The 11,418-nt window shown below is 63.6% G+C and carries 11 protein-coding genes; 5 read left to right on the top strand and 6 right to left on the bottom strand.

The window, feature by feature from the left end:
* The first annotated feature begins 87 nt into the window (after positions 1-87).
* The 3 genes from mfd to AC56LY_RS07035 all read left to right on the top strand — a co-directional run bounded on the left by mfd (position 88) and on the right by AC56LY_RS07035 (position 4,938).
* Positions 88-3,534 carry a transcription-repair coupling factor gene (gene mfd / locus AC56LY_RS07045; protein ID WP_499577797.1) on the top strand — a complete coding sequence of 1,149 codons (3,447 nt, stop codon included), beginning with the start codon at positions 88-90 and terminating at the stop codon, positions 3,532-3,534.
* An 8-nt stretch (positions 3,535-3,542) separates the two neighbouring features.
* The gene (gene serB, locus AC56LY_RS07040) at positions 3,543-4,385 is read left to right on the top strand and encodes a phosphoserine phosphatase SerB (RefSeq protein ID WP_499581978.1); all 843 of its coding nucleotides are present in this window, start codon (positions 3,543-3,545) and stop codon (positions 4,383-4,385) included.
* Positions 4,386-4,491: 106 nt separating this feature from the next.
* Positions 4,492-4,938 carry a hypothetical protein gene (locus tag AC56LY_RS07035; RefSeq protein WP_499577795.1) on the top strand — a complete coding sequence of 149 codons (447 nt, stop codon included), beginning with the start codon at positions 4,492-4,494 and terminating at the stop codon, positions 4,936-4,938.
* Positions 4,939-5,146: 208 nt separating this feature from the next.
* Here the strand turns inward: AC56LY_RS07035 and AC56LY_RS07030 are convergent, their stop codons facing one another.
* From AC56LY_RS07030 to AC56LY_RS07020, 3 genes are read right to left on the bottom strand one after another with little or no spacing between them, the layout of a single operon-like run.
* The gene (locus AC56LY_RS07030; RefSeq protein WP_499577793.1) at positions 5,147-5,722 is read right to left on the bottom strand and encodes a DUF1349 domain-containing protein; all 576 of its coding nucleotides are present in this window, start codon (positions 5,720-5,722) and stop codon (positions 5,147-5,149) included.
* A gap of 37 nt (positions 5,723-5,759) precedes the next feature.
* Positions 5,760-6,209 carry a hypothetical protein gene (locus AC56LY_RS07025; protein WP_499577788.1) on the bottom strand — a complete coding sequence of 150 codons (450 nt, stop codon included), beginning with the start codon at positions 6,207-6,209 and terminating at the stop codon, positions 5,760-5,762.
* Positions 6,206-7,012 carry a DUF72 domain-containing protein gene (locus tag AC56LY_RS07020; protein WP_499577785.1) on the bottom strand — a complete coding sequence of 269 codons (807 nt, stop codon included), beginning with the start codon at positions 7,010-7,012 and terminating at the stop codon, positions 6,206-6,208. The genes AC56LY_RS07025 and AC56LY_RS07020 overlap by 4 nt, the downstream gene beginning before the upstream one ends.
* Positions 7,013-7,155: 143 nt before the next feature.
* On the opposite strand from AC56LY_RS07020, the gene trxC reads away from it, so the two are divergent.
* Both trxC and AC56LY_RS07010 read left to right on the top strand, forming a co-directional pair.
* A complete protein-coding gene (gene trxC, locus AC56LY_RS07015) occupies positions 7,156-7,593 on the top strand; it encodes a thioredoxin TrxC (RefSeq protein ID WP_499577782.1) in 438 nt (145 codons plus the stop codon).
* A 75-nt stretch (positions 7,594-7,668) separates the two neighbouring features.
* Positions 7,669-8,031 (top strand): DUF4870 family protein, encoded by a 363-nt coding sequence (locus AC56LY_RS07010; RefSeq protein WP_499577781.1) that lies wholly within the window; start codon positions 7,669-7,671, stop codon positions 8,029-8,031.
* Positions 8,032-8,061: 30 nt separating this feature from the next.
* Here AC56LY_RS07010 and AC56LY_RS07005 read toward each other — a convergent pair whose 3' ends face one another.
* The 3 genes from AC56LY_RS07005 to phaR form a co-directional block, all read right to left on the bottom strand.
* The gene (locus tag AC56LY_RS07005; RefSeq protein ID WP_499577779.1) at positions 8,062-9,222 is read right to left on the bottom strand and encodes a cystathionine beta-lyase; all 1,161 of its coding nucleotides are present in this window, start codon (positions 9,220-9,222) and stop codon (positions 8,062-8,064) included.
* Between the two features lie 12 nt (positions 9,223-9,234).
* Positions 9,235-10,596 (bottom strand): 30S ribosomal protein S12 methylthiotransferase RimO, encoded by a 1,362-nt coding sequence (rimO, locus tag AC56LY_RS07000; RefSeq protein WP_258837865.1) that lies wholly within the window; start codon positions 10,594-10,596, stop codon positions 9,235-9,237.
* Positions 10,597-10,770: 174 nt separating this feature from the next.
* Positions 10,771-11,337, bottom strand: coding sequence for a polyhydroxyalkanoate synthesis repressor PhaR (gene phaR / locus AC56LY_RS06995; protein WP_183551781.1), 567 nt, complete (start codon positions 11,335-11,337; stop codon positions 10,771-10,773).
* Positions 11,338-11,418 lie beyond the last annotated feature (81 nt).

Here is an 11,418-nt window from a genome sequence, read left to right as displayed (position 1 = left end):
CATGCTGCGCGGCGGCGCGATGCGCGTTCGACTATAATTGACCTCCACTTTCCAGCGCATTTTTCACGGATACCTCAAGCACGCGGCATGCCTTTCGACCTCGAGAAACACCTCCCCAAAGCAGGCCATCGTTTCGTCCTGCCGCTCCTTCACGGTTCGTCCGACGCCTATGCGCTGGCGGTTGCCGCCCTTGCTCTCAAGGCCCAGGGCCAGATGCTCACGGTCGTCGTGGCCAATGCCAGCGACGGCCAGCGGCTGCTCGATGAAATCCCGTGGTTCGCCGATGGCAAGCTGGCCTGCCACCTGCTGCCGGACTGGGAAACGCTGCCGTACGATGCGTTTTCGCCGCACCAGGATCTGGTGTCCGAACGCCTGGCCACGCTGCACGAGATCCGCAACGGCCAGTGCGACGTGCTGATCGTGCCGGCGACCACGGCGCTGGTGCGCCTGGCGCCGCCGTCGTTCCTGGCGGCCTACACCTTTTTCTTCCGCCAGGGCGAGCGCCTCGACGAAGCGCGCCTCAAGGCGCAGCTGACGCTGGCCGGCTACACGCACGTGTCGCAGGTGATGTCGCCGGGCGAGTACTCGGTGCGCGGCGGCCTGATCGACCTGTTCCCGATGGGCTCCGTCCTGCCTTACCGGCTCGACCTGTTTGGCGACGAGATCGAATCGATCCGCACGTTCGACGCCGACACCCAGCGCTCGCTGTACCCGGTGCGCGAAGTGCGCCTGCTGCCGGGCCGCGAATTCCCGATGGACGAAGCGGCAAGAACAGGCTTTCGCGGCCGCTGGCGCGAACGTTTCGAGGGCGATCCGTCACGTTCGCCGATTTACCGCGACATCGGCAACGGCATCGCCGCGGCCGGTATCGAGTACTACCTGCCGCTGTTCTTCGATTCGACGTCGACGCTGCTCGATTACCTGCCCGACGACGCGTCGCTGGCACTGGTCGGCGATATCGATGGCGCCATCGGGCGTTTCTGGATGGACACCGAGTCGCGCTACCGCTTCCTGAAAAGCGACCGTGAGCGCCCGATCCTCGAACCGACCGAACTGTTCCTGAGCGCCGAGCAGTTCTTCACCTGCATCAAGCCGCACGGCCGCTGGAACATCGCGCGCGACCCGCTGGCACCGGCGTCCGAGCTGTCCGCACCGATTCCCGATGTCGCCGTCAACCGACGCCTGGACGATCCGCTGGCCAGCCTGCGCACCTATCTCGAGCGCGGCGACACCCGCGTGATGATCTGCGCAGATTCAGCGGGCCGGCGTGAAACGCTGCAGCAGTACTTCAGCGAATACCGACTCGATCTGACGCCGGTCGAAGGCTTCGAGGGCTTCCGCGCAAGCGACGCCCGCCTGGCGCTGGGCGTGGCGCCGCTGCAGGCTGGCTTCGAGCTGCTCGATGCGGGCGCCGGTCACCTTGTCTTCATCACCGAGACCGAGCTGTATGCCGGTTCGGGCCGGCGCGCCGGCAAGAAGAAGCAGGAAGCAACGAGCCAGGTCGAGTCGATGGTGCGCGACCTGTCCGAGCTCAAGATCGGTGACCCGGTCGTGCACATCAACCACGGCATCGGGCGCTACATGGGCCTGACCAGCATGGACCTGGGCGAGGGCGAGACCGAGTTCCTGCACCTGGAATACGCGAAAGACACGAAGCTGTACGTGCCGGTCTCGCAGTTGCACGTCATCGCCCGCTACTCGGGCACGGCGGCCGAAGACGCGCCGCTGCATTCGCTCGGCTCGGGCCAGTGGGAAAAGGCCAAACGCAAGGCGGCCGAGCAGGTACGCGACACCGCCGCCGAACTCCTGAACCTGTACGCGCGGCGCGCGCTGCGCCAGGGCCACGCGTTCGAATATTCGAACGTCGACTACGAAAACTTCTCGCAGAGCTTCGGCTTCGAAGAGACGCCCGATCAGGCCGAGGCGATCCACAACGTCATCAAGGATATGACGTCGGGCCGCCCGATGGACCGGCTTGTGTGCGGCGACGTCGGCTTCGGCAAGACCGAAGTCGCGCTGCGCGCCGCCTTCATCGCCGTCATGGGCGGCAAGCAGGTCGCGATCCTGGCGCCGACAACGCTGCTGGCCGAGCAGCATGCGCAGACCTTCGCCGACCGCTTTGCCGACTGGCCCGTGAAGATCGCCGAGCTGTCGCGCTTTCGCACCGGCAAAGAGATCAACAACGCGATCAAGGGCATGGCCGATGGCACGCTCGACATCGTCATCGGTACCCACAAGCTGCTCTCGCCCGACGTGAAGTTCACGCGTCTGGGCCTGGTGATCATCGACGAAGAACACCGCTTCGGCGTGCGCCAGAAAGAAGCGCTGAAATCGCTGCGCGCCGAAGTCGATGTGCTGACGCTCACCGCCACGCCGATCCCGCGCACGCTGGGCATGGCGCTGGAAGGCTTGCGCGACTTTTCGATCATCGCCACCGCGCCGCAAAAGCGCTTGGCGATCAAAACTTTCGTGCGGAGCGAAGACGGCTCGATCATCCGCGAGGCCTGCCTGCGAGAACTCAAGCGCGGTGGCCAGATCTACTTCCTGCACAACGAAGTCGATACCATCGAAAACCGCCGCGCGATGCTGCAGGAACTGCTGCCAGAAGCACGCATCGGCGTGGCGCACGGCCAGATGCACGAGCGCGACCTCGAAAAAGTCATGCGCGACTTCGTGGCGCAGCGCTTCAACATCCTGCTGTGTACGACCATTATCGAAACCGGCATCGACGTGCCGACCGCGAACACGATCATCATGCACCGCGCCGACAAGTTCGGCCTGGCGCAGCTGCACCAGCTGCGCGGGCGCGTGGGCCGCTCGCACCACCAGGCATATGCGTATCTGCTGGTGAGCGACGTGCAGAACCTGACCAAGCAATCGCAGCGCCGCCTGGACGCCATCCAGCAGATGGAAGAACTGGGCAGCGGCTTTTACCTGGCGATGCACGACCTGGAAATCCGGGGCGCGGGCGAGGTTCTCGGCGAGAACCAGTCCGGCGAGATGCTGGAGATCGGCTTCCAGCTGTATTCGGACATGCTCAACGAGGCGGTGCGCTCGCTCAAGGCCGGCAAGGAACCCGACCTGGCCGCGCCGCTGTCGTCGACCACCGAGATCAATCTGCACGTGCCCGCCCTGCTCCCGGCCGACTACTGCGGCGACGTCCACGAGCGCCTGTCGATCTACAAGCGCCTGGCCAATTGCGAAAGCGCGGACCGTATCGACAGCATGCAGGAAGAACTGATCGACCGCTTCGGCAAGCTGCCGGAGCCCGTGAAGGCGCTGGTCGAGACGCACCGGTTGCGCATCGCCGCCAAGGCCGTGGGCATCGTCAAGATCGACGCCCATGGCGAAGCGGCGAGCCTGCAATTCATGGAAAAGCCGCCGATCGATCCGATCAGGATCATCACGCTGATCCAGAAGAACCGCCACGTCAAGCTGGCCGGGCAGGACAAGCTGCGCATCACGGCCAGCATGCCCGACCTGTCGGCGCGCGTGAACCAGATCAAACAGACCATCAAACAACTACTCGCATGAACACGACGATGAATCTGGTGCTGCAAGGCCCGCAGGCCGATCCCGCCACGCTGGCGCGCCTGGCGCAACTGGCCAATGCGCAACGCAGCACGGACGTGGGCGCGCATGCGCTGCGCTGCGAAGGCGTGGCGTTTTCCGCCGAGCTGAAAGAGCGTATCGATGCCGCTGCGTTCGAGGCTGGTGTGGACGCCACCTTCATCGCCGCAGGCCGCTCGCTGGGCGACGTGCGTCTGGTGGCGATGGACATGGATTCGACGCTGATCACGATCGAGTGCATCGACGAAATCGCCGACATGCAGGGCCTCAAGCCGCAAGTGTCCGAGATCACCGAGGCGGCAATGCGCGGCGAGCTCGATTTCTCGGAAAGCCTCAGGCGCCGCGTGGCCCTGCTGGCGGGGCTGGACGCGGGCGCGCTGCAGCGGGTGTATGACGAGCGGCTGCGCATCTCGCCGGGTGGCGAGGCAATGCTCAAGGCTGTGCAGGCGGCCGGCATCAAGACGCTGCTGGTGTCGGGCGGATTCACGTTCTTTACCGAGCGCCTCGGCGCGCGTCTGGGACTGGATTACACGCATGCGAACGTGCTCGAGATCGAAGATGGCAAGCTGACCGGCCGCGTGGTCGGCGGGATTGTCGATGCCGAGGAAAAGAAGCGCACCGTCGAACGTGTGTGTGCTGAACTGGGCGTCTCGCCATCGCAGGCCGTCGTCATGGGCGACGGCGCCAACGACCTCCAGATGATGGGCATTGCCGGACTGTCGGTGGCGTTTCGCGCCAAGCCGGTCGTGCGCGCGCAGGCCGATGTGGCGCTGAACTTTTCCGGGCTGGATGGGTTGCTGACGATCCTGGCCTGATGGGTGTCCACGCATATATACGGTTGGTTGCAGGCTGTAACAGCGTGTAAAACCGTGCGCCGCCTTGTGCGCAAGCTCGTATGATGGCTTGATCAGGAGGAGTGCCATGAAAAATCTTGCGATCATTATTGTGTCACTGGGCGCGCTGGCCGGTTGCGCCGCGCCCGGCCCCTATTACAGCAATCAAGGCTATGCCCAACCGGCAGACCCCAGCCAGTGGCGCGTCGTGTCGGTGACGCCAGTGCCGATCGGCACGGGCGCGCGCGTGGCATCTTCGGGCGGCAGCACGGTGACGTCGACCCCAGTGCCTGCGACCAGCTATTCCACGCCCTACTACACGCCGCAGCAACCGGTGTATGTCCAGCAACAACCGGTGTACATCCAGCAGCAGCCGGTCTACGTGCCACAGCCGGTGTATGTGGAACAGCCAAACTACTGGTATCCACCGATCTCGATCGGGCTTGGCTTCGACTTCGGCCGCAGCAGCTGGCGCGGCCATCGTGGCCGGGGCTGGGGCGGCGGCATTGGGACGCACTTCCCGTACCGCAGATAGTGCGCAACAAAAGCCGGCCGATGCCGGCTTTTTTCATGCAGCAAAGCGGGGGTCAGGTCTGACATTCGGACACGATCTCGACAATCCGGTAAGCGGAATCAGCCGGAATCAGGCCATCCTGGTGCTGCTCAAGACCCCATTGAAAGTGAAGAAAGCTGGGCTCGTGTCCAAATGTCAGACCTGACCCCGGCTGTGCCATGGCCTTGCACTACGACAAATCGTGCAAATCTTTCTGCAGAGCTGGCTGTACCGAGAACTTGCTGAACACTACCTCGAGACCGCCACGTTGCGGTGTGCAGCACATGGGACCAACGAGGTAGCGATCCGCGACGGGGAACGGTGCCAGGCGTAGCAAGGGCCACACGGTGCCATCCATTGAATATTGCGCCCGGACGGTGCCATTCCCAACGGTCACACGGATCCAGAAGCCGTCGCTGATGGGCGGTGCAGGCATCACGGCCCAGTCGGATTTTTCATCCGTCAGCACGGTGCTGAGCATCAGCTGATCGTCCGAAAACTCCACACCGATCTTGATCCAGCGGGTCTCGTCGATTCTCACCATCAAGCCAGCCTGGTCGTACAAGGCCTGGAAGTCCGCGCGTACATGTAGTTGGGCGGTGAATGCATGGTCGACAGGTTTGCCGAAGAAGTGGCCGTTATCACGAATGAAACCGTATTGCGTGATGCGCCAGAAGTCCGTGTTCTCGCTGGTGATGACTTTTAACGTGTCGTGGTCGATCTGGCATTCGGGTGGCGTGTGAAGCCATCTGCATTCGTTGAACATGTAATCTTTCTTCGTGATGTGTCGCTGTGCTTGGCGATTAACTGCCAAACAAATCATGCGCATCGAGAATTGCCCAGGCGATTTCTGGGCGCATGCTCAAGCACCGCCGCACTGCAGCCGGCACCGATTGCCGTACCTTCTTGCACAACCCAGGCCGGTCTTCGAGCACGATCACGATGCCGCGCACGCTGCGCACCTCGTTTGGCCCCGGCGCGATATGCAGTGTCGCGCCGATGTTCTTGTGGATCAGCCCCTGCACGTGCTGCAGGTCCGCGAGACTGTCGACGCGCTCGATCCTCTCGATCAGCTTGAGTTCCTGCTGGCGCGTGATCATCAACGGGCGCTGATCCAGTTCCGGGTCAGCCAGAACGCGCGCCCGATCGCAGACGCAGGCGCCCGGCGGACACTCGACGCGCAGGGGCGCGGCGGCAGGCTGCGGGCCTGCAGGCGGGCCCGGCTCTGACTGGACGGCGGTGGATGCATTCACTCGGATGGCACGGTGACGTTTCGACCCGCAGATTCTACCCCGCCCTGGTCGCCCGATGGCCCCACTTCGTGCCCCATCAATTCGAGCGCATTGGGCACGGCCGCGCCCTCCGCTGTATTGTCGAAGATGCACCACACCGTGCGGCCCGCCGCAACATCGCGATCGATGCGGCTGCGCCAGCGGGCGATTTCCTCGCCCGGATACGCCGAATAATAGATGCGCGGGGCGCCGTGCAGGCGCACGTAGACCTGGGTATCGCTCGTCGGTTCGTGCTCCCCCGGCTGGCCAGCAGCAGGATCCGCGATGACGCGCACAATGCCGCACTCGCGCAGCGTCGCCGTGGCAGATTCCGAAAACCAGCTCGCGTGACGCGCTTCGAACGCAATGCTGCACCCGAAACGCTCACGCACCTGCCCGAAGAATGCATGCGCCAGCACGTCATCGAAACCGAAGCGCGGCGGCAGTTGTACCAGCAGGCAGCCCAGCTTGTCGCCCAGCATGCCGGCTTCGCCCTGGAACCGGTCAAGCAACGCATCGACATCCCGCAACCTGGCGTCATGCGTGATCGCACGCGGCACCTTGACCGCGAAGCGGAAGTGTTCGGGCACGCTGGCGGCCCAGCGCGCATAGGTTTCGGGTTTGTGCGGCCGGTAGAACGACGAGTTGATTTCCACGGCCGGAAACACGGCGGCGTAGCGTTCGAGGTGGCTTCCCTCTGCCGGAAACGCGGCGAAGTCCTTGCTTGCAAGGCTCCAGCCGGCACAACCGACCAGCAGGCGGCCAGGCATATTCTGCTCAGGCATACGATCGTCTCATTTGTATTATTGCAACCATTCTAGCGAGCGGAGGCAGCGGGCGGCGCATGGAAGCGCTGGCGACGTGCAGGCGACGTGCAGACCAGGCCCCGCTTACAATAAGAACATCGTATCGAACGGAGGAAGCCAGCATGACCGAACCAACCCACATCGTTTGCCCGCACTGCGACGCCGTCAACCGCATGCCGCAGTCGCGCCTGCAGGATGCGCCAACCTGCGGCAAATGCGCGCAGCCGCTGTTTACGGGACGTCCGCTGGACGTCGACAGCGCGCGCTTCGACCGTCATATCGGCCGCAACGATATTCCGGTGCTGGTGGACTTCTGGGCCGAATGGTGCGGCCCGTGCAAGATGATGGCGCCGGCGTATGCGCAGGCAGCCGGACAGCTCGAGCCGGCCGTGCGCCTGCTGAAGGTGGACACCGAGCGCGCGCAGGACCTCTCGGCGCGCTTTGCGATCCGTAGCATCCCGACGCTGGCGCTGTTCAAGGGTGGCCGCGAAATTGCGCGCCAGTCCGGCGCAATGGATGCGGTACGCCTGAGCGCCTGGGTGCGCCAGCACATCGGGTAAAGCGGCGCGGTAGCGACCGCGGATCGTGCTGCTACAATGGCAACAAAGGGGGGTGTCCCCGCACGAGGAGACGGTATGTCGCAAGAACTGATTCTGGAACGAGGCGTCGAAGACAACAAGCACTGGGCGCGCATCCTGTATGTGATCCACGCGCTGACGTTCTTCTTTTCTCTCGGCATGCTGTCGATCGTGCCGGTGATCGTCAACTACATCAAGCGCCCGGAAACCGTTGGCACGATGGTCTACACCCACCACACGTGGATGATCCGCTCGTTCTGGTGGTACGTGGTGTGGATGGCGGTTGGCGCGGTGCTGTTCGCCACCATCATCGGCATTCCCGCCGCGTGGGTGGTGTGGCCCGTCGCATGGATCTGGAAAGCCTATCGCCTGATCCGCGGCTTCATTGATTTGAACAACAACCGCGCGATGCCGGTGTAAAAAATGGGGCCAGTGGCCCCATTTTTCATGTCACAACACGTCGAAAGCCCGTGCCAGATCGGCGATCAGCTCGGCAGGGTCTTCCAGACCCACATTGAAGCGAACCAGTACCCCGCCCGCCCACCGATTCCGCAAGCTGGTGACCCGGTACGGCATCACGAGGCTGTTGGGCCCGCCCCAGCTGTAGCCGATGCCGAACAGCGTCAGCGCATCGACCATGCGATCGACCTGCGCCTCGTCGAAGCGTGTGTCGAACACCACCGAGAACAAGCCGCCCGCCCCCGTGAAATCGCGCTGCCAGAACGCATGGCCCGGGCAATCCTCGAATGCCGGATGCAGCACCTTTGCGATTTCGGGCCGCGCCTTGAACCAGGCGGCCAGCTCGCGCGCGCTGGCGTCGTGCCGCTCGAAGCGCATCTTCATCGTCGGCAAGCCGCGCTGCACCAGATACGCATCGTCGGGGCTCACGCCAAGGCCCAGGCGCATGTGCGCCAGCGCCAGCCGATCGTTCAGCGCGCGGTCGCGCGTGATCACGGCGCCCATCAACAGGTCGGCGCCACCGGACTGGTATTTGGTCAGCGCATGCATGACGATGTCGGCGCCAAGATCGAACCCGCGCAGCGCCAGGCCCGCCGACCACGTGTTATCGAGCGCCACCAGCACGCCCCGCTCATGCGCCGCGTGGCACAGCGCCGGCAGATCCGGCACTTCCATCGACACCGAGCCGGGCGCCTCGGCCCACAGCAGTTTGGTGTTCGGCTGGATCAGCGCAGCGATGCCGGCGCCGATCAACGGATCGTAGTAGCGCGCGGTGACGCCGAAATCGGCGCTGAGCCAGCGGCCCAGTTCGCGGTTCGGGTTGTAGACGTTCTCGGGCAACAGCACGTCGTCGCCGCTTTTGAGCAGCGCGAAGTCGACCATCGCGATCGCCGCCAGGCCCGACGGCGTGAGCAGGCAATGGTTGCCGCCCTCGATCTCGGCCAGCTTGCCTTCCAGCGTGAACGTGGTCGGCGTGCCGTGCAAACCGTAGGTGTAGGCGGTCTTGTCTGTCCACTGGCTCGCGCGCATCGCCGCCGTGTTCGCAAACAGCACGGTCGAAGCGCGGTGCGTCGCCGGCGGGAAGGCGTCGAACCCCGCCGGTGCGACATAGTCGCTATGCACCAGCGTGGTCTGGATCGACTTGGCGCTCATGGGGTCAATGGCTTAGACGGGATTGGCCCACAGGTCGTGCGCATCGGCCTTCGTGATGACGACATCGGCGAACTGGCCAACGACCAGTTTGCTCTTGCCTGGCACGAGCGGCCGCTTGATGTGCACGACGCCGTCGATCTCGGGCGCATCGGCGCTCGAACGGCCGATCGCTTCGCGGGCGCCGACTTCGTCGATCAGCACGCGCAGCGTCTTGCCGACCTTGGCCTGCAGGCGCTTGGCCGAGATTTCTTCTTGCAGCAGCATGACGCGCGCGCGGCGCTCTTCACGCACTTCTTCCGGCACCGGATTGTCGAGCAGGTTGGCGGTCGCGCCTTCGACTGGCGAATAGGCAAAGCAGCCCAGGCGGTCGATCTGCGCTTCTTTCAGGAAGTCGAGCAGGTACTCGAATTCGGCCTCGGTCTCACCCGGGAAACCGGCGATGAAGGTCGAACGGATCGTCAGGTCCGGATTCATCGAACGCCATTTCAGGATGCGCTCGAGATTGCGCTCGCCGCTGGCCGGGCGCTTCATGCGTTTCAGGACATCCGGGTGCGCGTGCTGCATCGGGATGTCGAGGTACGGCAGCACGTGGCCATCGCCCATGAACGGGATCGCGTGGTCGACGTGCGGGTACGGATAGACGTAGTGCAGGCGCACCCAGGCGTCGTACTGGCGCGCGAGCTGGCCCAGTGCTTCGACCAGCTGCGTCATGTGCGTCTTGATCGGGCGGCCATTCCAGAAGCCGGTGCGGAACTTGACGTCCACGCCATAGGCACTGGTGTCCTGCGAAATCACGAGCAGTTCCTTGACACCCGACTTGAACAGGTTCTCGGCTTCGACCAGCACTTCGTCGATGCGGCGCGAGACCAGGTCGCCGCGCATCGACGGGATGATGCAGAAGCTGCAGCGGTGGTTGCAGCCTTCGGAAATCTTCAGGTAGGCGTAGTGCTTCGGCGTGAGCTTCACGCCGTGGTCCGGCACCAGGTCGATGAACGGATCGTGCGGTTTCGGCAGGTGCAGGTGGACCGAGTCCATCACCTCGGCCAGCGCATGCGGGCCGGTCACGGCCAGCACCTTCGGGTGCACCTTGGTGATGATGTCGTCGCCTGCCGCATCCTTCTTGGCGCCCAGGCAGCCGGTGACAATCACCTTGCCATTTTCGGCCAGTGCTTCGCCGATGGCGTCGAGCGACTCCTGCACGGCGGCGTCGATGAAGCCGCAGGTATTGACGATCACGAGGTCCGCCCCATCGTACGAGTTGGCGGTTTGATAGCCTTCGGCGCGCAACTGGGTCAGGATCTGCTCGGAATCGACCAGCGCTTTCGGGCAGCCAAGCGAGACAAAGCCGACCTTCGGCGCAATCACGCCGGGCATGGGTGCCGGAATGATGACGCCAGGCGCCTTGGCTGCGGCAGCCAGGCTGCTAGAGTTGGCGGAAGGACTACGACGAAGTTCAGTCATGGGCAGCGGAAAAGTGTTTGGGCAATCCGCGATTGTACCTGAACCGGGCCTCGAAGGTGAGGCCCTGCTGCCCCAATACCGGCTGGTTTATTTCTTGTCGGTGGGCGGTGGGGTCATGCCCGGGAACGGAAACACGCCGAACATCGCCTTGCTCTGGCTCTGCATCTGTTCCTGCATCTGGATGAACAGGTTCTTGCTCTGGTCGATGTAGTTGTTCATCATGCCCTGCATCATCGGACCCTGGACGTTCATGAACTGGGTCCACATCTCGGGGCTGAATGGCTTGCCCTCGATGGCGCCGGCAGCGTTGCTGGTGAATTTGTGCTGGATGTCGGTGAAGGCCTGGACGTTCTTTTCCAGGTACGAGCCCATCATGCCCTGCATCGCATGGCCGTAGTAGCGGATAATTTGCGAGAGCACCGAACTCGAAAACATCGGCACGCCGTTGGCTTCTTCTTCGAGAATGATCTGGAGCAGGATCGCGCGGGTCAGGTCTTCGCTGCTCTTGGCATCGACCACAGTGAAGTCGTCGGCATCCAGCACCAGCTGCTTGACGTCCGACAGCGTGATGTAGGAACTGGTCTGCGTGTCGTACAGGCGACGGTTCGGGTATTTCTTGATCAGGCGTTCTGCACTCTTCTTCACACTACTCATCTCTGTTTCCATGGTTTGCGGCGCCGCTTCGTGAGCCGCGCACTTATGATTATTCTGGCCGGCGTGGCCGGCTCGTCTCCA

Source organism: Telluria sp. ZT3P25 (genome assembly GCF_059685895.1).
Note: the sequence above shows the minus strand (reverse complement) of the source record. Positions and strands in the feature narration are given on the sequence as shown.

What these genes read in the sequence shown, in the direction of transcription:
- AC56LY_RS07020 (WP_499577785.1), bottom strand. Translation starts at nt 7,012, where the DNA reads ATGCCTGAGCAGAATATGCCTGGCCGCCTGCTGGTCGGTTGTGCCGGC.
- serB (WP_499581978.1), top strand. Translation starts at nt 3,543, where the DNA reads ATGAATCTGGTGCTGCAAGGCCCGCAGGCCGATCCCGCCACGCTGGCG.
- phaR (WP_183551781.1), bottom strand. Translation starts at nt 11,337, where the DNA reads ATGAGTAGTGTGAAGAAGAGTGCAGAACGCCTGATCAAGAAATACCCG.
- trxC (WP_499577782.1), top strand. Translation starts at nt 7,156, where the DNA reads ATGACCGAACCAACCCACATCGTTTGCCCGCACTGCGACGCCGTCAAC.
- AC56LY_RS07035 (WP_499577795.1), top strand. Translation starts at nt 4,492, where the DNA reads ATGAAAAATCTTGCGATCATTATTGTGTCACTGGGCGCGCTGGCCGGT.
- mfd (WP_499577797.1), top strand. Translation starts at nt 88, where the DNA reads ATGCCTTTCGACCTCGAGAAACACCTCCCCAAAGCAGGCCATCGTTTC.
- AC56LY_RS07010 (WP_499577781.1), top strand. Translation starts at nt 7,669, where the DNA reads ATGTCGCAAGAACTGATTCTGGAACGAGGCGTCGAAGACAACAAGCAC.
- AC56LY_RS07005 (WP_499577779.1), bottom strand. Translation starts at nt 9,222, where the DNA reads ATGAGCGCCAAGTCGATCCAGACCACGCTGGTGCATAGCGACTATGTC.
- AC56LY_RS07030 (WP_499577793.1), bottom strand. Translation starts at nt 5,722, where the DNA reads ATGTTCAACGAATGCAGATGGCTTCACACGCCACCCGAATGCCAGATC.
- rimO (WP_258837865.1), bottom strand. Translation starts at nt 10,596, where the DNA reads ATGCCCGGCGTGATTGCGCCGAAGGTCGGCTTTGTCTCGCTTGGCTGC.